Annotated in this window: 22 protein-coding genes; 6 read left to right on the top strand and 16 right to left on the bottom strand. The window is 64.9% G+C overall.

Going from position 1 to position 20,873, the window contains the following annotated elements; translation table 11 throughout:
- Nucleotides 1–61: 61 nt before the first annotated feature.
- The 13 genes from PSV33_RS15645 to PSV33_RS15585 all read right to left on the bottom strand — a co-directional run bounded on the left by PSV33_RS15645 (nucleotide 62) and on the right by PSV33_RS15585 (nucleotide 12,256).
- Nucleotides 62–724 carry a NifU family protein gene (locus PSV33_RS15645; protein WP_300563200.1) on the bottom strand — a complete coding sequence of 221 codons (663 nt, stop codon included), beginning with the start codon at nucleotides 722–724 and terminating at the stop codon, nucleotides 62–64.
- Nucleotides 717–1,964 carry a P-loop NTPase gene (locus tag PSV33_RS15640; RefSeq protein WP_300563199.1) on the bottom strand — a complete coding sequence of 416 codons (1,248 nt, stop codon included), beginning with the start codon at nucleotides 1,962–1,964 and terminating at the stop codon, nucleotides 717–719. Before PSV33_RS15640 ends, PSV33_RS15645 begins: the two co-directional genes overlap by 8 nt.
- Nucleotides 1,965–2,051: 87 nt before the next feature.
- A complete protein-coding gene (locus PSV33_RS15635; RefSeq protein WP_300563198.1) occupies nucleotides 2,052–2,612 on the bottom strand; it encodes a NifU family protein in 561 nt (186 codons plus the stop codon).
- Nucleotides 2,613–2,668: 56 nt separating this feature from the next.
- Nucleotides 2,669–2,989 carry a Grx4 family monothiol glutaredoxin gene (gene grxD, locus PSV33_RS15630; protein WP_300563197.1) on the bottom strand — a complete coding sequence of 107 codons (321 nt, stop codon included), beginning with the start codon at nucleotides 2,987–2,989 and terminating at the stop codon, nucleotides 2,669–2,671.
- Between the two features lie 14 nt (nucleotides 2,990–3,003).
- Entirely contained in the window at nucleotides 3,004–3,252 is a 249-nt protein-coding gene (locus PSV33_RS15625; protein ID WP_300563196.1) for a BolA/IbaG family iron-sulfur metabolism protein, read from the bottom strand.
- A 36-nt stretch (nucleotides 3,253–3,288) separates the two neighbouring features.
- Complete coding sequence (gene sufU, locus PSV33_RS15620) at nucleotides 3,289–3,738, bottom strand: Fe-S cluster assembly sulfur transfer protein SufU (protein WP_300563195.1); 450 nt, start codon at nucleotides 3,736–3,738, stop codon at nucleotides 3,289–3,291.
- The gene (locus PSV33_RS15615; protein WP_300563194.1) at nucleotides 3,738–5,000 is read right to left on the bottom strand and encodes a cysteine desulfurase; all 1,263 of its coding nucleotides are present in this window, start codon (nucleotides 4,998–5,000) and stop codon (nucleotides 3,738–3,740) included. The genes sufU and PSV33_RS15615 overlap by 1 nt, the downstream gene beginning before the upstream one ends.
- Complete coding sequence (gene sufD / locus PSV33_RS15610; RefSeq protein ID WP_300563193.1) at nucleotides 4,997–6,322, bottom strand: Fe-S cluster assembly protein SufD; 1,326 nt, start codon at nucleotides 6,320–6,322, stop codon at nucleotides 4,997–4,999. Before sufD ends, PSV33_RS15615 begins: the two co-directional genes overlap by 4 nt.
- On the bottom strand, nucleotides 6,319–7,104 hold the full coding sequence (gene sufC / locus PSV33_RS15605; protein WP_300563230.1) for a Fe-S cluster assembly ATPase SufC: 786 nt from the start codon (nucleotides 7,102–7,104) through the stop codon (nucleotides 6,319–6,321). The genes sufD and sufC overlap by 4 nt, the downstream gene beginning before the upstream one ends.
- 20 nt (nucleotides 7,105–7,124) lie before the next feature.
- A complete protein-coding gene (gene sufB / locus PSV33_RS15600; protein WP_300563192.1) occupies nucleotides 7,125–8,561 on the bottom strand; it encodes a Fe-S cluster assembly protein SufB in 1,437 nt (478 codons plus the stop codon).
- Nucleotides 8,562–8,633: 72 nt separating this feature from the next.
- Complete coding sequence (locus PSV33_RS15595) at nucleotides 8,634–8,993, bottom strand: iron-sulfur cluster assembly accessory protein (protein WP_300563191.1); 360 nt, start codon at nucleotides 8,991–8,993, stop codon at nucleotides 8,634–8,636.
- Nucleotides 8,994–9,582: 589 nt separating this feature from the next.
- Nucleotides 9,583–11,610 carry an acetoacetate--CoA ligase gene (locus PSV33_RS15590; RefSeq protein WP_300563190.1) on the bottom strand — a complete coding sequence of 676 codons (2,028 nt, stop codon included), beginning with the start codon at nucleotides 11,608–11,610 and terminating at the stop codon, nucleotides 9,583–9,585.
- Between the two features lie 181 nt (nucleotides 11,611–11,791).
- Complete coding sequence (locus PSV33_RS15585) at nucleotides 11,792–12,256, bottom strand: hypothetical protein (protein ID WP_300563189.1); 465 nt, start codon at nucleotides 12,254–12,256, stop codon at nucleotides 11,792–11,794.
- A gap of 176 nt (nucleotides 12,257–12,432) precedes the next feature.
- On the opposite strand from PSV33_RS15585, the gene PSV33_RS15580 reads away from it, so the two are divergent.
- The 3 genes from PSV33_RS15580 to PSV33_RS15570 all read left to right on the top strand — a co-directional run bounded on the left by PSV33_RS15580 (nucleotide 12,433) and on the right by PSV33_RS15570 (nucleotide 15,702).
- Nucleotides 12,433–13,035: a TetR/AcrR family transcriptional regulator gene (locus tag PSV33_RS15580; protein WP_300563187.1), complete on the top strand. Its 603-nt coding sequence runs from the start codon at nucleotides 12,433–12,435 to the stop codon at nucleotides 13,033–13,035.
- Nucleotides 13,036–13,248: 213 nt separating this feature from the next.
- Nucleotides 13,249–14,133, top strand: a complete 885-nt coding sequence (locus PSV33_RS15575; protein WP_300563185.1) for an alpha/beta fold hydrolase — start codon at nucleotides 13,249–13,251, stop codon at nucleotides 14,131–14,133.
- Nucleotides 14,134–14,415: 282 nt separating this feature from the next.
- Nucleotides 14,416–15,702 carry a solute carrier family 23 protein gene (locus tag PSV33_RS15570; RefSeq protein WP_300563184.1) on the top strand — a complete coding sequence of 429 codons (1,287 nt, stop codon included), beginning with the start codon at nucleotides 14,416–14,418 and terminating at the stop codon, nucleotides 15,700–15,702.
- Between the two features lie 38 nt (nucleotides 15,703–15,740).
- Here the strand turns inward: PSV33_RS15570 and PSV33_RS15565 are convergent, their stop codons facing one another.
- Both PSV33_RS15565 and PSV33_RS15560 read right to left on the bottom strand, forming a co-directional pair.
- Nucleotides 15,741–16,097, bottom strand: a complete 357-nt coding sequence (locus PSV33_RS15565; protein WP_300563182.1) for a hypothetical protein — start codon at nucleotides 16,095–16,097, stop codon at nucleotides 15,741–15,743.
- Nucleotides 16,098–16,279: 182 nt separating this feature from the next.
- Entirely contained in the window at nucleotides 16,280–17,584 is a 1,305-nt protein-coding gene (locus PSV33_RS15560; protein ID WP_300563180.1) for a glycine zipper domain-containing protein, read from the bottom strand.
- 134 nt (nucleotides 17,585–17,718) lie between these two features.
- Here PSV33_RS15560 and PSV33_RS15555 point away from each other — a divergent pair, with 134 nt between their 5' ends.
- Nucleotides 17,719–18,141 carry a hotdog fold thioesterase gene (locus tag PSV33_RS15555; protein ID WP_300563178.1) on the top strand — a complete coding sequence of 141 codons (423 nt, stop codon included), beginning with the start codon at nucleotides 17,719–17,721 and terminating at the stop codon, nucleotides 18,139–18,141.
- 70 nt (nucleotides 18,142–18,211) lie between these two features.
- Here PSV33_RS15555 and PSV33_RS15550 read toward each other — a convergent pair whose 3' ends face one another.
- Complete coding sequence (locus PSV33_RS15550; RefSeq protein ID WP_300563176.1) at nucleotides 18,212–18,778, bottom strand: cob(I)yrinic acid a,c-diamide adenosyltransferase; 567 nt, start codon at nucleotides 18,776–18,778, stop codon at nucleotides 18,212–18,214.
- A gap of 147 nt (nucleotides 18,779–18,925) precedes the next feature.
- On the opposite strand from PSV33_RS15550, the gene PSV33_RS15545 reads away from it, so the two are divergent.
- Entirely contained in the window at nucleotides 18,926–19,243 is a 318-nt protein-coding gene (locus PSV33_RS15545) for an EF-hand domain-containing protein (RefSeq protein WP_300563174.1), read from the top strand.
- 91 nt (nucleotides 19,244–19,334) lie between these two features.
- Nucleotides 19,335–20,759 (top strand): FAD-linked oxidase C-terminal domain-containing protein, encoded by a 1,425-nt coding sequence (locus tag PSV33_RS15540; RefSeq protein ID WP_300563172.1) that lies wholly within the window; start codon nucleotides 19,335–19,337, stop codon nucleotides 20,757–20,759.
- Nucleotides 20,760–20,873: the final 114 nt, after the last annotated feature.

Below are 20,873 nucleotides of genomic sequence, written 5' to 3'. Positions count from 1 at the left end.
CGGTGCCACGCGCGGGGCGTTGCCGTGGCGCTTGAAATAAGGGTTCGTCTGCTGACGGCCATCAGGGGGCCGAAGGCGCGCCTGGCGTGACCCGAGGGTAGAACGGCTGACGGCCCGCCGCGTGGTCGGTTGCATCGACGATGGCCGTGATTTCAGGCGCCACCCTTTTCACCATGACTTCAAACCCCTGGCGCAGCGTGACCTGCGACGAGGCGCAGCCCTGGCAGCCGCCGCTCATGGTGATGAAAAGCCTGGCGTCCCGCACCTCCAGCAGCGAAATCTTGCCCCCGTGGCTGGCGATGGAGCGGTTGACCTCCCGGTCCAGCAGTTCCTGAACCGCAACGCCCAGCTCAGCGTCTGACCTGGCTGGCGGATCGCCGGAGGCGACCATCTCCAGGACCGCCGGCAGGCCGCTGAGCAGCTGCGCACGCAGGGCCGCGCCGATGGCCGCCTTGAGTCCCGTCCAGGCGGCGCCCGGCGCCTTGCCTATGGTCACCACGTTGCTGGCGATCAGCACGCTGGCCACGCCACCCAGCGCAAACAGCCGCTCGCCCAGCGGCGAGCCGGCAGCCGCTTCCGGGCTGGCAAAAAACCAGGGCCCGCCCGGATGCAGGCTGCGGCTCAGCGTGAACTTGCAGCTGTCGGGATCAGCGAGCGAAGCCTCGGCGCGGATGCTGACCGGCTGCTCCGCCCGCGCCAATGCCGGCACCGTGGCTTCAGACATCTTCGGCGCCCTGCAGCGCAGCGCGCTCGCCGAGGTCCCGCAGGTCGCTGAAGGCATAGATCCCGCTGTTGTGGCCGTCGCTCCAGTCGAACTGGATGGCGTAGTTGCCGACGCTGGCGATCCGGCGCGGGCTCACATCCGCGCGCACCGTGCGGGGGTCGAGCAGCGGGCGCCCGCTCATCTCCTCGACGCAAAGCGCGCAGCGACAGGCCAGGCGCAGGTCGCGAACATCCAGGTCGTCGCGATGGCCGTCTTGCCACAGCAGCGACAAGGTGCGCGGATCGCGGCGCAGCAAGCCCACCGGGATGTTGCGCGCGCCCGACGGCTGCACAGCGCCCTCCATCCAGGCCGGCGCACCCTCGTTGCTGTCCCAGTTCCAGACAAAGGGCCTGAGCCCCGTGTCCGCCGTGTCGAGCTGCGCCACCAGCGCGCCGGCGATGGCCCCATAGACGCCGGCGCTGGCCGACTTCGGCTGGGCAACGACGATCGGGCAGCCGTCGTCACCGCAGGTCACGACCTCGGCATCCAGGGGCAAGGCACCGAGGAATGGCACACCGAGCTCCTGGCTCATCTGCTCGCCGCCGCCGTGCCGGAAGATGTCCGTGGTTTCGCCGCAGTGCGGGCAGGTGAAGGTGCGCATGTTCTCGACGATGCCGAGAATCGGAACCTGCACCTTCTCGAACATGCGCAAGCCCCGGCGGGCGATCTTCAGGCTCACGGCCTGGGGCGTCGTCACGATCACCACGCCCGACAGTGGCATGCTCTGCGCCAGAGTCAGCTGGGTGTCACCGGTGCCGGGCGGCAGGTCCAGGATCAGGTAGTCCAGCTCGCCCCACTGCACGCCAGCGACGAACATCTTGAGGTACTTTCCCACCATCGGCCCGCGCAGGACGGCCGGCTGGTCGTCGCCGGTCAGCATGCCCATGGACACAACCTTCAGGCCGTGGCGCTGTGCCGGGATCATCCGGTTGTCCGCCGTCATCTCGGGCGGCTCTCCGGTCGGGATGCCCAGCATGCCGGGGATGCTGGGGCCCAGGATGTCGGCGTCCACCAGCCCGACGCGCGCCCCGCGCTGCGCCAGCGCAAGCGCCAGATTGACGCTCACCGTGGATTTGCCGACGCCGCCCTTGCCGCTGCCGATCGCGATGAGGTGACGGATACCCGGCAGCTTGCCAGGGCCGGCGGCCGGCGGGGGGAATGCGCCTGGCGCGGGCTGCTGCGCGGGGTCACTGGGTTGCATGGCGGTGTTTCCTGCCTTGTGAGTTCAGGGGTGAAGAAAAGTCATGGCCTGTTGTGTCATGGGCTGCTGGTCCGTCGCGGCAGCAGGCTAGACTGCCACCACGGCGAGGTCCGGCTCTATCGTGCGCACCAGGTTCTGGATGGCGGCCAGCGTGCCGGAGATGGAGCTCGGGCAGCTGCCGCAGGCGCCCTGGTAGTGGATGCTGAGGTAGCTGCCAGCCAGCCCGACCACATGCAGGTCGCCGCCGTCGGCCTGCAACGACGGCCGGATGCGCTCGTCCAGCAGGTCGCTGATCACGTCCAGCCGCGCCTGGTCTTCCTCGCTCATGTCGTCGATGGACGCGCGCGCGGCAAACACGGCGGCGGCCGACTGCGCGGCAGCGGCCGGTGCCGCGCGCAGCGGCACGGCAATCAGCCGCACCAGCTCGGGCCAGTCGGCGCCGCCGTCCTGCGTCACGGTGAGCCAGCGGTCCACGTAGAACACGTTGCTGACATGGGCAATGGCGAACAGCGCCGAGGCCAGCGCGTCGCCGCTGGCCTGCTCTGCGTTCTCGTAGGAATGCGAAACCCCCCAGGTCAGCGGCTCGTGGAGCGTGAACTTGACCGCATTCGGGTTGGGGGTGTCGTCTATTTCGGCAATTTTCGGCATTCAAGCCTCCTGAAAAAAAAGCGCCTGGCGGAGGCCGCGCGGGCGCGATGGCAAAGTCATGACGACCCTGCCGGGTTGACCAAGGCCTGCAGCTCGCCCTGCTCGTACAGCTCGCGCACGATGTCGGCGCCCCCCACCAGCTCGCCATTGACGTAGAGCTGCGGAATGGTCGGCCAATTGGCATAGGCCTTGATGCCAGCCCGTATCTCCGGGTCAGCCAGCACGTCGACGGCTGCAAAATTCCGCAGCCCGCAGGCCTGGAGCATCTGCACCGCGGCGCCTGAAAAGCCACACTGCGGGAACTGCGGCGTTCCCTTCATGTAGAGCACCACGGGGTTGGCGTTGACCTGCGCGTGAATTTTTTCCTGGACGTTCATGAGGGGTTCCAAAGTTATTGAAGGATCGATTTCGCCCAGGCCTCGGGCGTGAAGGTTTGCAGCGATAGCGCGTGAATTTCCGAGCGCATGCGATCGCCCAGCGCCTGGTAGACCTGCTGGTGCTGCTGCACCCGGGTTTTTCCCGCAAACAGCGGGCTCACGATCACCGCCTCGAAGTGCTGGCCGTCATCGCCTCGCACCTCGGCGTGGTCGCAGGCCAGGCCCTTGACGATGTAGTTTTTCAATTCATGGGCAGTCAGCATGGGGTCCTTTCTGGGGGTCGGCAGTCATCAACAACATCACGCTTCGGTGCTGGCCGTGCCCTGCGAATTGAAGGCGGCCTGCAATGTGTGCCATGGCAAGATCGCGCACTTGACGCGCGTGGGCAGGTCGCGCATGCCGGCAAACACCGCCAGCCGCCCCATCTGGTTGGGCTCGTTCAGGTCGAGCTTGCCGGTCGCCATGGCCAGGAACTCCTGGGTCAGCGCCTGGGCCTGCTCGCGCGTCTTGCCCTTCACGGCAGCCGTCATCATCGAGGCCGATGCCTTGCAGATGGCACAGGACTCGCCGTGGAACGCGATCTGGTCCACGGTGTCGCCTTCCAGGTGCAGCGCCACGCTGAGGTGGTCGCCGCACAGCGGGTTATGGCCCTCCGCCTGGTGGCTCGGGTGGGCCAAAGTGCCGTAGTTGCGCGGCTTTTTGTTGTGGTCCAGGATGACTTCCTGGTAGAGCGCCTTGTAGTCGGCCATCACGCAAACACTTGTCGAACGCTGCGGATGCCGGCCACCAGGGCATCGACTTCCGCCATGCTGTTGTAGAACGCAAACGAGGCGCGCGTGGTGGCGGGCACCTTGAAGCGCGTCATCACCGGCTGCGCGCAGTGGTGGCCGGTGCGCACCGCGATGCCATCCTGGTTCAGCAGCGTGCCCACGTCGTGCGGGTGGATGCCGTCCAGCGTGAAGGACAGCACAGCCGCCTTGTCCTGTGCGGTACCGATGAGGCGCAGGCCGGGCAAATCGTTGAGCTGGCCGGTGGCGTACTGCAGTAGCGCACGCTCATGCCGGGCGATGGCGTCCATGCCGATAGCCGACAGGTAATCGACCGCCGCGCCCAGTCCGATGGCGGCGGCAATCGGCGGCGTGCCGGCCTCGAACTTGTAGGGAATCGTGTTGTAGACGGTTTTCTCGAACGACACCGACAGAATCATGTCGCCGCCGCCTTTGAAGGGCTGCATTTTCTCGAGCAGCGCCGCCCTGCCGTAGAGCACGCCAATGCCGGTCGGCCCGCACAGCTTGTGGCCCGAAAAAGCGTAGAAGTCGCAGTCCAGGTCCTGCACATCGATCGCCATGTGCGGCGCTGCCTGCGCGCCGTCGACCAGCACCGGCACGCCGCGCTCGTGCGCCAGCACGATCATCTGCTTGACCGGGTTGATGCTGCCCAGTGCGTTGGAAACATGACTCACGCCGACCAGCCTGGTGCGCGCGTTGAACAGCGGCTCGAACTGGTCCAGGCACAGCTCGCCGGCGTCGTTGATCGGCAGCACGCGAATGATGGCGCCGGTTTCCTCGGCCAGCATCTGCCACGGCACGATGTTGGAGTGGTGCTCCAGCGTGGTCAGGATGATCTCGTCACCGGCTTTGATGAACTTGCGGCCGTAACCGTGCATCACCAGGTTGATGGCCTCGGTAGTGCCGCTGGTGAAGATCACTTCGCGCGCGTCGGGCGCGTTGATGAAGCGCTGCAGCTTGCCGCGCGCGTCCTCGTAGGCGGCGGTGGCCCGTTCAGACAGCGTGTGCACCGCGCGGTGGATGTTGGCGTGCTCCGTGTTCTGGTAGCGCACCAGCCGGTCGATGACGGGCTGCGGCATCTGGCTTGATGCGGCGTTGTCCAGGTAGACCAGCGGCTTGCCTTCAACCGCTATCTGCAGGATGGGAAAATCGGCGCGCACGCGCTCGACATCGAAGGCGGGTGCGACTGCAGCGGGGATCACCGCGTTCAGGCACTCGTTCATGGCAGGTTGCCGGTTTGATCCAGCATGCGCTGCTGCAGCCGGTGTTTGAGTGAGGGCACGGGAATGCGCTCGATGATCTCGGCGCCGAACGCGTAGGTCAGCAACTGACGCGCGGCGCTCTCAGACAGGCCGCGGCTCTGCAGGTAGAACACTTCTTCGGCATCGAGCTGGCCAATGGTGGCGCCGTGCGTGCATTTCACGTCATCGGCAAAAATTTCCAGCTGCGGCTGGGCATCCACCTGCGCCCGACTGCTCAGCAGCAGGTTGCGGCTGGACTGCGCGGAGTCGGTGCGCCGGGCGCCGGGGCGCACGATCACCCTGCCGTTGAAGACCGCGTGCGCGCTGCCGTCGGCAATGCATTTGTGCAGCTGGCGGCTGGTGCCGTGCGGCTGGGCGTGGTCGATGCAGCTGTGGGTATCGGCCAGCTGGCTGCCAGCCAGCAGCGCGAGTCCGTCGACCGCGCACTCGGCGCCCTCGCCCAGCACCACGCTCAGCTGGTAGCGCGACAGCAGCGCGCCCATCGCCACGCTAACCGACTGGTAATTGGCCGAGCGCCCGACCGATACCGCGCAGTTGGCGATGTGAAACGCCTGCGGGCCATCGCGCTGCACGCGGACATGCGTGAGCTGCGCGTGTTCGGCCAGCACAATTTCCGTCACCGGATTGACCAGATAGGCCAGGTAGGCCGCATCCTGCAGCGCCACATAGTCTTCAATCAGCGTCACGCTGCTGCCCGCTTCGGCCAGCACCAGGCAGCGAGGATGGCTGAGCGCGCCCGCCTGCGTCGCCACGAACAACAGGTGTACGGGCGCGGCCAGCGTCACATCACGCGGCACCATCACGACCGCCGCATCCTGCAAAAATGCCGTGTTGAGCGCTGCGAACACGTTGTCGCCCAGCATCTGCCGGGCGCCCAGTTGCGCCTCCAAGGCCGCCGCATGGGTGAGCATGGCGGTTGGCAAGTCAGTCACCAGCACGCCGCCCTCTGGGGCCGGGCTGGACAGCTGCGGTGCGTAAAGGCCGTCGACAAATACCAGCCGGGTCGCAACGTCGTCAAGGCCAAACGGTGCGATGTCGGCGGGCTGCAGCCGGGCAGCGGCGAGCACCGGCTGGAAGGTCAGCCGGTGCAGCGGCGCCAGGTCGGTGAAGCGCCACGCCTCGTCGCGCAGCGTCGGCATGGCGAGCGCGCCCAGCGCCGTCTGCGCCTGTTCGCGCAGCGCGTTGACGTGTCCCCTCGGGCTGGGCGCCAGCAGCGGCTGGCCGGCCAGCAGTGCGCCCAGGTGGTCCACCGGGGGCGGACGAAGATCGGTATCGGTGCTCATGCGCTGACCTCGTTGGCCCTCGCCGCGCCCGCCGCGTCGTGCTCGGCGCTGACCCAGTCGTAGCCGCGTTTTTCAAGCTCCAGCGCGAGTTCCTTGCCGCCTGTCTTGATGATGCGGCCGGCCTCCATGACATGCACAAAGTCGGGCACGATGTAGTTCAGCAGCCGCTGGTAGTGCGTGACCAGAATGACGGCGTTATCGGGGTTGATCAGCTGGTTCACGCCCTGCGACACGATGCGCAGCGCGTCGATGTCCAGGCCGGAATCGGTCTCGTCGAGAATCGCCAGGCGCGGCTCCAGCAGCGCCATTTGCAAAATTTCGTTGCGCTTTTTCTCACCGCCCGAAAAGCCTTCGTTGACGCTGCGGTCCAGAAAGTCGGGGTTCATCTCCAGCAACTTCATTTTCTCGCGCACAAAGTCGTCAAACTCCAGCGGGTCCAGCTCTTCCTGGCCGCGTTGCGCCTGCAGCGTGTTGTAGCTCAGGCGCAAAAACTGGCTGTTGGCCACGCCGGGGATTTCAATCGGGTACTGAAAGCCCAGGAACACGCCCGCAAGGGCGCGTGCGTCTGGCGCCAGCGCCAGCAGGTCCTGACCCTCAAACAGCACGCTCCCGGCGGTGACCGTATAGGCCGTGTGGCCGGCCAATACCTTGGCAAAGGTGCTCTTGCCCGAGCCGTTGGGACCCATGATGGCGTGGATCTCGCCGCGCCTGACCGTGAAGTCCAGGCCCTTGAGGATGTCTATGCCGTTGACGCTGGCGCACAGGCCGCGCACTTCCAGCAAGGCCGGGCTATTTGGCTTGATCATCCGACCGCTCCTTCGAGTTTGAAGCCGAGCAGCTGGGTCGCTTCGACCGCGAACTCCATCGGCAATTGTTGAAAAACCTCCTTGCAGAATCCATTGATGATCATGGACACCGCCGCTTCGGCGCTGATGCCGCGCTGGGCAAAATAGAACAGCTGGTCCTCGCCGATCTTGGAGGTCGAGGCCTCGTGCTCGACCCGCGCGGTCGGGTTGCGCACCTGGATGTAGGGAAAGGTGTGCGCGCCGGACTTGTCGCCAATCAGCATCGAGTCGCACTGCGAATAATTGCGCGCCCCGGTGGCCGTGGGCGCCACCCTGACCAGGCCGCGGTAGCTGTTGTTCGACTGGCCGGCCGAGATGCCTTTGCTGACGATGGTGCTGCGCGTGTTCTTGCCCAGGTGGATCATCTTGGTGCCGGTGTCAGCCTGCTGGTGGTGGTTGGTCACCGCCACCGAATAGAACTCGCCAACCGAGTTGTCGCCGCGCAAAATCACCGACGGGTACTTCCAGGTGATGGCCGAGCCGGTCTCAACTTGTGTCCAGGAAATACGCGAGTTCACGCCCTTGGCCAGGCCGCGCTTGGTGACAAAGTTGTAGATGCCGCCCACCCCGTTTTCATCGCCCGCGTACCAGTTCTGCACCGTCGAGTACTTGATGTCGGCGTTGTCCAGCGCCACCAGTTCCACCACCGCCGCATGCAGCTGGTTGCTGCTGAAGGCGGGCGCCGTGCAGCCCTCCAGGTAGGACACCGAAGCGCCCTCCTCGGCCACGATCAGCGTGCGCTCGAACTGGCCCGACTCCTCGGTGTTGATGCGAAAGTAGGTCGACAAATCCATCGGGCACTTCACACCCTTGGGTATGAAGCAGAACGAGCCGTCGGTGAACACCGCCGAGTTGAGCGCGGCGTAGTAGTTGTCGCCCGTGGGCACCACCGTACCCAGGTACTTTTTCACCAGTTCCGGGTGCTCCAGCACGGCTTCGGACATCGAGCAGAAAATGATGCCAACCTCGGCCAGCTTGGCCTTGTAGGTGGTGGCCACCGACACGCTGTCAAAGATCACGTCGACCGCCACGCCGGCCAGCGCCATGCGCTCGTGCAGCGGCACACCGAGCTTTTCAAAGGTGCGCAGCAGCTCGGGGTCGACCTCGTCCATGCTCTTGAGCTTGGGCTTTTGCTTGGGCGCGGCGTAGTAGCTGATGGCCTGAAAGTCGATCTTCGGGTAATGCACGTTAGGCCAGGCCGGCTCGGTCATCAGCAGCCAGGCCTGGTAGGCCTTGAGCCGGAAGTCGAGCAGCCACGCAGGTTCGCTTTTCTTGGCCGAAATCATGCGGATGGTTTGCTCGCTCAAGCCCTTGGGCGCGACATCGGATTCGATGTCGGTGACAAAGCCGTGCTTGTAGGGCTGGTTGACGAGTTGCTGCAGTACTGCACTCATGGTGATCCTTCTGGCTGGTGATATGGCTTGAAGAAAGCGCGACCGGTGTTGCCTTGACGTCGCTTGCTGCGCTTACGTCGCTTGCGTTGCGACGGAACCGGCTTTTTTCCTGACGTTGAAACTTTCACCGCAGCCGCATTCGTTTTCAACATTGGGGTTGTCGAACTTGAAGGTCTGCTTCAGGCCTTCAGTGACGAAATCGATGCGCGAACCGTCGAGGAATTCAAGGCTCGCCGCGTCGACCACGATGCGCGCGCCATGCGACTCGAAGCTGTGGTCGCCCGGGCGGAGCTCGTCGATCAGCTCAAAGGTGTGCGCCAGGCCGGTGCAGCCGACTTTTTTGACGCCGATACGCAAGGCGATGCCCTTGCCGCGCTTTTCAAGCCGGCGCTGGATCTGCAGCGCCGCGTTCTCGGTCAATGTCATGGTCATGGCTCAAACTCCTGGTTGCTACCGGGCCGCTGTCTGCGACCGCCTGGTTGTTCTTTCGGGGAGGGATATCCCTGATGAAAGAGCGGATACCCAACTGATTTAGTCAACTATAGATATCCCGACTAATTTAGTCAACCATGACTTCTTTGCCATGAAGCAGGAGGGGTGACTTGGCCCGACAGTGCGCGGCATGGCGCGCGGGAGTACGGCCGCTAACTGCGCAGATCGCAGTCGTCACACAGGACACGTACGCCCGAGCCACGTCCCAACCCGGTTGGAGCCGTCGTCTCGGAGCTCAGGGTCGACTCGATTCGGGTTGCCGGACCCCGGTCTGCGTGATCGGCGGCAGGCAGATGCTGGCGGAGTATTTGCCAGCTACCTGACCCGCATAGGGATGCGCGGGTGCTTTCCCGCGAGCCTGATTCCGGTTTTCGTATTTTTTGACGCCGCCGTTGGCGCCGTTGTTTGGCCGGCTGTTGTTGCGGAAAGCGGCGGCGCCCAGATTGCAGGCGGCGCTGGTGCGGAGGCTCGGAGCACCGTGCTGGTCAACCACAAGCCCGCGGCCTGAAGCGGCTGGCCTGCATGCGTGTCAGGCCGGTTGGGACGCCCGGGTTGCGGCGAAAGCCACATACCAGTCCAGACAACCGGGGTTGGCCATCGCATCGCGGTTCACCACCTTGTCGATCGGCTGGCCCAGCAGCAGTTTCTTGATCGGCAACTCCTGCTTCTTGCCCGACAGCGTGCGCGGGATCTCCGGCACCTGAAAGATCTCGTTGGGCACAAAACGCGGGGACAGCGCCGTCTTGATGGCGTTGTTGAGCCTGGCCTTCAGCAGCTCATCCAGGGCCACGCCTTCGCGCAGGACCACGAACAGCGGCATGTAGCTTTCGCGGCCCAGGTACTCCAGGTCCACCACCATGGCGTCGATCACTTCCGGCAGGGCCTCGACCGCGCTGTAGAGCTCGCTGGTGCCCATGCGCAGGCCGTGGCGGTTGATGGTGGCGTCCGAGCGTCCGTAGATGATGCAGCTGCCCGAGGGCGTGATCTTGAGCCAGTCGCCGTGGCGCCAGACGTTCGGGTACATGTCGAAATAACTCGAGATATAACGCGCGTTGCCGGCATCGCCCCAGAAGTACAGAGGCATCGAGGGAATCGGCTGGCTGCAGACCAGCTCGCCGACTTCGCCAATGACCGGCTGGCCCGCCTCATTCCAGGCTTCGACCGCGCAGCCCAGCAGTCGGCATTGCATCTCGCCCGGCACCTGCGGCAGCTCGCGGTTGCCGCCGATGAAGGCCCCCGCGAAGTCCGTGCCGCCTGAAATGTTGCACCACCAGATGTCCTGTTGCGCTTGGGTTTTGGCTATGCGCCTGAACTGCTCCGTGCCCCAGGTCTGCGCGTCAGGCGACAGCGGCGAGCCGGTGCTACCCAGCGCGCGGATAGCCGACAGGTCACCGCAGGTCGACAGGTCCACACCGGCCTTCAGGCAGTTGGCAAAAAAGGCCGCGCCGGCGCCAAAAAACGTCACGCCCAGGTTCGCGCCGAAACGCCACAAGGTGGACCAGTCCGGCTTGTCCTTGCTGCCCCCGGGGTTGCCGTCGTAGATGCAGCAGGTCGTGCCGTTGAGCAGGCCGCTGACCTGGGCGTTCCACATCACCCAGCCGGTGGAGCTGTACCAGTGGTAGCGCTCGCCGAAAGAATTGGTCGCGTAGCTGCAGCCGATGTCGTTGTGCAGCGTCTTGAGCGCCAGTGCCACCAGCACGGTGCCACCATGGCCGTGCACGATGGGTTTGGGCAGGCCGGTGGTGCCGCTGGAGTAGACGATCCACAGTGGATGGTCGAACGGCAACCACAGCGGTTCAAATGCTGAAGTTTCAGCGTTATTTTGGGCGGTGGCGCTTTCAAACCGTGCGCTGTCAGCTATCGAATTGGTAGCGTCGAGGTTGTAGTGGACGATCACGTGCTGCAGTGATGGCAGGGCCGCGCGGATCTCCGCCACCACTGCCGTGCGGTCCATGTCGCGCCCGCCGTATGTCACGCCGTCACAGGCAATCAGCACCTTGGGTTCGATCTGCCGGAAGCGATCCAGCACGGCATGGGTGCCCATGTCGGGCGCGCAGATGCTCCACACCCCGCCTATGCTGACCACGGCGAGGAACGCCACCATGGCCTCGGGAATGTTGGGCAGGTAGGCCGCCACGCGGTCGCCTGGCAACACGCCCTGGGCCTGGAGGTGCAGCGCAAGCGACGCGACCTGACGACGCAACTCGGGCCAGCTGAGCTCGCGCGCCGGGGCGCTGTCCAGGCTTTTTTCGTTGTGGCTGAGCAGGGCAGGAAAACCCGCGGCATGGGCGGTGTCCACATGGCGGAACACCTGCTGCACGTAGTTGAATTGGGCCCCGGGAAACCAGCGCGCACCCGGCATTTTTGCCTCGACCAGCACGTCCGTTGGCGGCGTGGGCGACTGCAGTTCGAAATAGTCCCAAATGCTCTGCCAGAAGGCGTCCAGGTCCGTGACCGACCAGCGCCACAAGGCATCGTAGTTGTCAAAAGACAGCTGGTGCGTGTCGCGCAGCCAGTTCTGGTACAGGCGGATTTGGGGAATGTAGGGGGCGCTCATGAGGCGAAAGCTTAGCAGGCCCTCCCCCGCACGGGCGCCCGCCTTGGCGACAGGCAGGCAGGTTTGCGCGCCGCAAAAACAAAAGGCTGCCCGCGGGCAGCCTTGAGGCGGGTCAACACCCGCTACGCGGCGGCACCCGGCGCTGTTGGGCGCCCGATGCTACCGAGACAACACACGTCCCTTACTTGGGCGTGCCTTTCATCATCATTTCCACGTCTGTCATCGGCACCATGCCGTTTTTGGCCGGCTTCATGCTTTTCCACATGGCGGTTTGATAACGGTTCCACTCCCTGGAGGAGACCATGCCGTCGCCATTGGTGTCCATGCTGTTCATGGCGGTGTTGTTCACTTTGGTGTCGACCTTCATCTCGGCCTTGGCGGCGGGTGTGCCACCGGAAGCGGAGGGGTTGATCTGTGCATTGGCAGCAGCGCCACCGGAACCGGCCACAGGGTTTTGTGCCGACAGGGTCGAGCCATTGGCTTTCTTGGTGTCAACCTTCATCTCGGCCTTGGCTGCAGGGGTGCCGCCGGAAGCGTTGGCGTTCGCTTGTGCAGAAGGTGATGCAACCACGCCGGCGGGTGCCTGGGCGAAAGCAGCAGTACAGGCCAGTGCGGCCAGGGTCAGAACAAGGGATTGCTTTTTCATGGGATCTCCAAAAATGTAAGAGCGATGTGCTCAAGGTCATCTTTGCCGGATCTGCCAAGCCCGGCTGTAGGATGAACACCGAGTCGCCCGTCAGGGTCTGTCGTCTACCAGGCACCCCCCTCCGCACCCAAAGCTCAATTCAGCACAAATCGCACAATTGTGCTAATATTTTGGTCATGGATGCCAAAACCCAGAAAAGCGAGATGACCCGCGCCGCCATTGTGGGTGCGGCGCTGGACCTCGCCTCGGCCGAGGGGCTGGAGGCCATCACGCTACAGGCTGTGGCGGACCGCCTCGGTTTGTCCAAGAGCGGCGTTTTTTCGCGTATCGGTTCGCGCGAAGCACTGCAAAAAGCGGTGATCGACGAGTTCGGCAGGCGTTTTCTGGCCGATGTGTTTATCCCGGCCGTGCAGCAGCCCAAGGGCCTGCCGCGGCTGGACGCGATTGTGCGGCGCTGGATTGTGCGCACCCGGGACGTGGAGGCGCATACCGGCTGCGTGTACAGCGCCGGCGCCTTTGAACTGGACGACCGCGAAGGCCCCCTGCGCGACCACCTGCACGGGGAGATCACACGCTGGCGCGCCGCCCTGCGCCGCACCATCGTGCAGGCCGTTGAAAGCGGCGACCTCCGGTCAGACACCGACCCCGAGCAGCTGGTGGCCGAGATCTACGCCCTGATGCTGGGCCTGATCCACGACACGCGCTTCCTGCGCGACCCCCGCGCCTCGGAACGCGCGCAAGCCAGCTGGCAGCGCCTGTTCAAAAGTTACCAGCCATGATTTTTTGTCAGCCCCACAAGGGCTTTTTGTTGGTCCATATTTCGCACGATCGTGCGAAGAAAGGAAACTGCCATGTTGTTCCTCCTCCTCGCCCTTGCCTTGCTGGTGGCCGGCCGCGCCGCGCAATCTGCCCTTGCCTCGTTGCGTTCCCTGCCGCGCAGCAATGAAGACTGGATCTGGTACTGATCCGGACCAACCAACCAGGAGCTTTTCATGACACGCACCTCACTTGAAGCCACAGCCGCCTTCTATGGCGCCAGCCCCGTGACCCGCCTGTTCCGTTGGGGCCTGCGCGCATCGCAGCACCTCTGGCCGGCCCTGGCCGTACGCGCAGCTCATCGCCTGTTTGGCACACCCCTGCCGCCCCGATGGCTGCACCGGCGCAGAAGCTGGTCGCCAGACTGGCGCATCATCCAATGGTCTTTCGAGCAGGCCTGTCTGACCGTCTATGACCGCCCGGTGGCGCCGCATGGCCCGCTGGTGCTGCTGGTCCATGGCTGGGGCGGCCACGCCGGCCAGATGCTGGCACTGGCGGATGCCTTGCGGGCGCAGGGTCTGCGGCCGGTGCTGCTTGAAATGCCGGCACACGGACGCAGTGCGGGCTCGACCAGCAACCTGCCCCAGTTCGCACGTGCCATCGACTACACCGTGGCACGCCTGCGGCAGGAAGGCCATCAGGTGCAGGCGCTGGTCGCGCACTCGCTGGCTGCCAACGCCGGCGCCTACGCGGTCAGCCGCGGCCTGCCGGTGGACAAACTGGTGCTGCTGGCTCCGCCGGCTTCCCCGCATGAGTACACCCGCCTGTTCGCGCATGTGTTTGGCCTGCGCGAAACCACCCGGGCTGCGATGCAGCAACGCATTGAAGCGCGCGAAGCCATCCTGATGCCGCAGTTCGAACCCGCCGCCGTCGGCCCGCGTATCGCCCTGCCCACGCTGGTGGTGCATGACCGGCAGGACAGCATCAACCGTTTTGCCGACGGCGTGGCCTACAGCAAGACGATTGGGGGTGCGCGCCTGCTGGCCACCGAAGGCCTGGGCCATCGCAGGATCCTCAAGGACGACGCGGTGCTGCGACAGGTCGCCGCGTTCCTGGCCTGAAACCGGGGGGTGGTCCGCGACTCCTCTTTTTGAAAGCGCATCGAAAAGATCACCCCCGCGTTGCGCTGGTCAACACGCGGTCCCTCCGGCGCTGGATCAGCACGAGGGGCAAGCGTGCATGCTGCCGCCATAAGCACGGGCATGGCTGAAACCAGCCATGCACCCAAACCTTCGCCTGAAAACACGCGGCCCTTGCGGCGCGGGAACAGCCGTCAAACAGCTTGTGTGCGCCCGCCATAACCCCTAGCATTGCCCCATTTGACAAAAACTGGAGGGAATGCCATGGGTATGCTGGACTGGACAGAAAAAAGCAGCGCGGTGCTGCAACAGGGCGGGGTGATCGGGCCGGATGAACGCCTGCCCTGGCCGCAAACGGCGGTGATGGGTGTGCAGCACGTGATTGCGATGTTTGGTGCCACGGTGCTGGCGCCCATCCTGATGGGTTTTGACCCCAACATCGCGATTCTGATGAGCGGCGTGGGCACGCTGATCTTTTTCCTGATCACCGGCGGCAAGGTACCCAGCTACCTCGGCTCCAGCTTTGCCTTCATCGGCGTGGTCATCGCCGCCACCGCCTATGCCGGCAAGGGGCCCAACCCCAACATTGGTGTGGCACTGGGGGGCATCATTGCCTGCGGCGTGTTGTACACGGTGATTGGCGCCATCGTGCAGGCCGTCGGCACCGGATGGATCGAACGCTTCATGCCGCCGGTGGTGACCGGCGCCGTGGTGGCGGTGATCGGCCTGAACCTGGCCGGCATCCCGATCAAGAACATGGCCGCCAGCAACTTTGACTCCTGGATGCAGGTGGTGACCTTTGTCAGCGTGGCACTGGTCGCCGTGATGACGCGCGGCATGGTGCAGCGCCTGCTGATCCTGGTCGGCCTGATTGTCGCCACGCTCATTTATGCAGCGCTGACCAACGGACTGGGGCTGGGCAAACCGGTGGACATCTCGCCGATTCTCAATGCCGCCTGGTTCGGCCTGCCCGGCTTTGCCGCCCCCGTGTTCAGCGCCAATGCCATGCTGCTGATTGCGCCGGTGGCGATCATCCTGGTCGCGGAAAACCTCGGCCACATCAAGGCCGTCACCGCCATGACCGGCAAAAACCTCGACCAGTACATGGGGCGAGCCTTCATCGGCGACGGCGTGGCCACCATGGTGTCCGGCGCTTCGGGCGGCACCGGCGTCACCACCTATGCGGAAAACATCGGCGTGATGGCTGCCACCAAGATCTATTCGACGGCGGTGTTTGTGGTCGCCGGCCTGATTGCGGTGGTGCTGGGTTTCAGCCCCAAGTTCGGGGCACTGATCCAGGCGATTCCGCTACCGGTGATGGGCGGCGTCAGCATCGTGGTGTTTGGCCTGATTGCGGTGGCCGGCGCCAAGATATGGGTCGACAATAAAGTTGACTTTTCCGACAACAAGAACCTGCTGGTCGCGGCCATCACGCTGGTGCTGGGGACTGGCGACTTCACGCTGAAGTTCGGCCAGTTTGCGCTGGGTGGCATAGGCACCGCCACCTTCGGCGCCATCCTGCTGTACGCGTTGCTGAACCGCAGGAAGTAGCCGCCGCGGCCCGCCCGGACCGGGCGCCCGGCGCGCTGCTACCTGGCTTTGGCCGTGGCCTTGGCGAGGGCTACCTTGGTGTCGGCAAGTTCCTGCTCGACGTCGGCACGTTCGCCGATTTCCTGCTCCAGCAGTTCATTGACATGGGCGAGGTCGGCGGCAGATTCCTGGATCTTGCCTTCCAGCTCGCCTGTTTTCTCCAGCGCCTGCGCCACATCGCCGGTCTGGATATGGTCGGGGATTTCCTGTTTGAGCACGGCATTGATCACAAACAGTTCGGCGCCGGACTGTTTGACGGTTTCCTCCACCGCTTCGTTCCGGTCCAGCGCGCGTTCCAGTCGCGTGTCTGCAGCAGAAACGGGTTTCGACGTGGACGGTTGCGACGGCTTGGACATGATGAACACCTCGGGAGAAATGGGAATGATCTGGCGGCGCACGACGCGCGATGGGCGCAGTGCCGCCAGACGCCTGCTCCCCTGATGGTAACCAAATGCACTCTCCAGTGCCAGTGATGCCCGCACGGAACTCAGGGCTCTGGTGCCGCCTGAAAAAGGCGGGCGCGGCGGGCCGGTTCCGCTCAGGGGGCCGTCCCAGGCGTTGCAGGCGTGGCTGTGCCGGGCTGGCGATCCGGCCCGGAATCGAAAATTCGGCCCAGGGTAGCGCCCAGGCGTGCGCCGATCGCTGTCCCGATGCCGGGCAACACCGCCGTGCCCAGCACCGCCCCGGCCACCGCGCCGCGCGGGACTGACACCGCCACCTTGTCCACCGGCCCGCTGAGGACCAGCGGCACACCGACGATGCCGTCCACCAGATCCACCGCAAATTCGGCCTCGATCTGCCGGTTGGCCAGCCGGGCATGGCCGGACGCACTCAATGCCCCCGAACTGGCCTTGATCCCGGTGAATTGCGTCACCATGCCGCGCGGCGTGTTCTGGGTATCGAGCTGTCCGGACACGGCGTCGAGCGGTGTTTGTCCCGCATGGTCCTTGCCGAAGCTGCGAACGGCCTTGTCCAGATCGAAGCGCAACAGCGTGGATGCACCCATCGTGAACAGTGTTTTTGTATGCAGCGACTGTGCCAGTCCGACCAGCGTCTCTGCCTGGGCCGACAGCACGGTGTTTCCCGAAGCCCTGCCGGCGATAACCGGCTTGCGGTTGAAGGCGGAGACCGCGCTGGCCACATCGACCCCGCGGGGCTGCAACTGGCCGTTCAGCACGAGTCGGCCGTCGGTACCGGTCTGCAACTGCACCTCGCCGTGGGCCGTACCGCCGCCGAGGTTGATTTGGGCGGCCCAGCGGTCTTCCTGGTCTTGCCGGGTCAGGGTCAGGTCGGTTGCCGGCGTGAACCCGGGGCGCCGCAACACCGCCAGGCGTGGCCGCCAGCCCGGGTCGAAGTCAATCTCACCGTCATAGATCACCGCCACGCCATAGCGCGACACCCAGCTCAGGTCACGAAACACGAAACGGGCCAAAGGCGTGGCTCCGTCTTCCGGGGGGGCACCGCTGCCGCCGCCGCGCGGAGTCGCGTCCAGCGCCCTCATGGACAGTTGCGGCACCACCGCGCCGTCCAGCTCCACACGGTCAAGAATCACGCGCCGCTGCAAGAGGGGCAACAGCTTCGGATAGGCAACGAGTTTTTTGACCGTGATCGCCTGCGGCTGGTCGGTCGCGACGTCCTCAAGCACCACCGCCGGCACCGGCAGCAGGCGCCAGTGCAGCGCACCCAGCCGCACCGGTACGCCGAGCCGGGCCTGCAGCTCGCCAGCGGCGTGGGCGGCCAGATCGTCGTCGCTGGGGATGAGCCAGACCAGCACCAGCCACAGGGCCCCCAGCACCACCACCAGACCTCCTGCCACCACCACCCATGTTTGCCTGCGTGCCATGCTGCCTTCCGCCGTTGTTGCCCCCGTCTGTCACCTGTTTTTGCCAGCATACGAGACCGGCCGCGCGCCCTTTGTAGGCCGCAATCTCTTTATAGTCTGGGTTTCAAGCCTTTTTGAAGCCCTGTGGAACCACGATGCGTATCTGGAAACAAGCGATTTCTGTCGAACTGCTGACCCTCAACAACGCCAACAGCGCGGTGACGCACCTGGGCATCGAATTCCTGGAGGTCGGCGACGACTTCATCCGGGCGCGGATCCCGGTCGATGAACGCACGCGCCAGCCCTATGGCCTGCTGCATGGCGGTGTGTCGGTGGTGCTGGCTGAAACGCTGGGTTCCTGCGGCGCCGCCTTCGCGGCGCCCGAAGGCCACCGCACGGTGGGCCTGGACATCAACGCCAACCACCTCAAGGGCGTCACCAGCGGCTGGGTCATCGGGACCACCCGCCCGGTGCACATAGGCCGCAGCACCCAGGTCTGGGCCATCGAGTTGACCAACGAAGCCGGGGAGCTGACCTGCGTTTCGCGGATCACCATGGCGATGCTCGCGCCAAGGTAAGAGTCGAATCGGCCTTGAGCCCTTATGGGGCGCGCGCAAACAGCTATCAATACAGTAGCGAATGCGCAGCTCAGTCTGTCGCCGTACGGGCCATGCGTTCGCTTTTCCAGTACACGTCGTCACCGCCGTTCATGCGGTTGAGCACACGCGACAATACAAACAGCAGGTCACTCAGCCGGTTCAGGTACTGGCGAGGCGACTCGTTCAGCGTCTCGGCTTTGTCCAGCGCCACGACCGCGCGTTCGGCGCGCCGGGCCACGGTGCGGCACACATGCGCCAGCGCCGCGGCGCGCGAACCGGCCGGCAGGATGAACTCCTGCAGGCGCGGCAGGGTCGCGTTGTATTTTTCGAGTGCCGCATCGAGCAGCGCCACCGCCTCGGGCTTGAGCAGTTCAAAGCCGGGAATCGACAGCTCGCCGCCCAGGTTGAAGAGCTGGTGCTGCACCTCGACCAGCAGTTCGCGCACGTCGACCGGCATCTCTTCGCACAGCAACACGCCAATCTGCGAGTTCAGTTCGTCGACGTCACCCATCGCATGCACGCGCAGGCTGTCCTTGGACACGCGGGTGTTGTCGCCGAGCCCGGTCGTGCCGTTGTCGCCGGTGCGGGTGGCTATTTGAGTGAGTCGGTTGGCCATGGTTGAGTGTCCGGCAGGTTACGCGGGGAAAGAAGATGTTGGAGAGCGATCGATGATGTCACTGAGGCAACAGCGTGCAAGAGTGCTGGCCGGCGCGGGCTCACTGCGTTGCAATGACTGCTTCTTCAACTTCAAGGACTTGTCTCGATGACGTCTGCTTTTCATTCTATTCCCAACTTCGAACTCCGCAGCGTTGCCCTGCTCGCCGCGCTGACTGTCGGTGCCGCGCTGGCTGCACACGCGCAGGGCACCGCCCCGGGTACCCCGAGTGCGCCCTCGCAGTCCGGCCCCACCAGCCAGGAGGTGGGCGCGGCCTTCATCCGTGCCGATGCCAACAAGGACGGCAAGCTCAGTCGGCAGGAGGCTGTCCGTTTTCCCGCCGTCGAACAGCGCTTTGACCAGATTGACACGAACAAGGACAGCCATGTGTCGCGCGAAGAGTTTGAAATCGCGCTGAAGTCCTGAAGCGGGTGGCCAGACAGCCCGTGGGATGACGCCGGGCGCCCCCCACGGGCCCGGGACTCGTCGTAAACTGGGGCCTCAGACCGGAGACACCATGAACGCACCCACCCACCCCGACCACCTGCTGCCCCAACTCAATCTGCGCGCTGTGCCGCAGGCCCTGATCGAGGCCCTCAAAGAGCGGTTTGCCGAGCGCTGCTCCACCGCCCTGGTGGTGCGCGAGCAGCACGGCCGCGATGAGTCCTCGTTTGCGGCGCCGCCGCCGGCGGCGGTGGTGTTTGCCGAAAGCACGGCCGACGTGGCCGATGCGGTCAGGCTCGCTGCGCAGTACCAGGTGCCGGTCATTCCCTTTGGTGTCGGTACCTCGCTCGAAGGCCACCTGCTGGCCGTGCAGGGCGGCATCAGCATTGACGTGAGCCGCATGAACAAGGTGCTCTCCATCAACGCCGAAGACCTGACCGTGACGGTGCAGGCGGGCGTCACGCGCAAGCAGCTCAATGAAGAAGTCAAAAGCACGGGCCTGTTTTTCCCGATCGACCCCGGCGCCGATGCCACGATAGGCGGCATGAGCGCCACCCGCGCCAGCGGCACCAACGCCGTGCGTTACGGCACCATGCGCGAAAACGTGCTGGCGCTGGAAGTCGTCACCGCCAGCGGCGAAATCATTCGCACCGGCACGCGGGCCAAAAAATCATCGGCCGGCTACGACCTCACCCGCCTGATGGTGGGCAGCGAAGGCACACTGGGCGTGATCACCGAAATCACCGTCAAGCTGTACCCGCTGCCCGAGGCGATCTCGGCCGCAATCTGCTCCTTCCCGAGCATCGAGGCGGCGGTGCGCACCACCATCCAGATCATCCAGCTCGGCGTTCCGATTGCACGTGTCGAACTGATCGACGCCAACACCGTGCGCATGGTCAATGCCTACGCCAAACTCGGTCTGCGCGAGGAACCGATGTTGCTGATGGAGTTTCACGGCTCGCCCAACAGCGTCAAGGAGCAGGCCGAGACCGTGCAGGAGATCGCGACCGACATGGGCGGCAACGCCTTTGAATGGGCCAGCACCCCCGAGGAACGCACCCGCCTGTGGACCGCGCGGCACAACGCCTACTTTGCGGCCATTCAGTCCAAGCCGGGTTGCCGTGCTATTTCCACCGACACCTGCGTGCCGATCTCGCGCCTGGCCGATTGCCTGCTCGACTCGGTCAGCGAAGCCGACGCCAGCGGCATCCCCTACTTCCTGGTCGGCCACGTGGGCGACGGCAACTTCCACTTCGGCTACCTGATTGATCCCGACAGGCCCGAAGAGCGCGCGGCTGCCGAGGCGCTGAACCACACGCTGGTGGCACGCGCCCTGCGCCTGGAAGGCACCTGCACCGGCGAACACGGCGTCGGCCTGCACAAGATGGACTTTCTGGTGACCGAGGCGGGCAACGGCGCGGTGGACATGATGCGCACCATCAAGCGCGCACTGGACCCGCACAACATCATGAACCCGGGCAAGATCTTCACCCTGTGACGGCCGCGGCGACCTGACGCGGTGGTTGCCGCGCCTTCTCCGCGGACGACGACGCGGACAAGCGGAACAGGCCCTCGGGTCCTCTTCAAGCCGCTATTGAATTTATAGCTGTCA

The organism is Polaromonas sp. (genome assembly GCF_029945895.1).
Lineage (GTDB): Bacteria > Pseudomonadota > Gammaproteobacteria > Burkholderiales > Burkholderiaceae_C > Polaromonas.
Note: the sequence above shows the minus strand (reverse complement) of the source record. Positions and strands in the feature narration are given on the sequence as shown.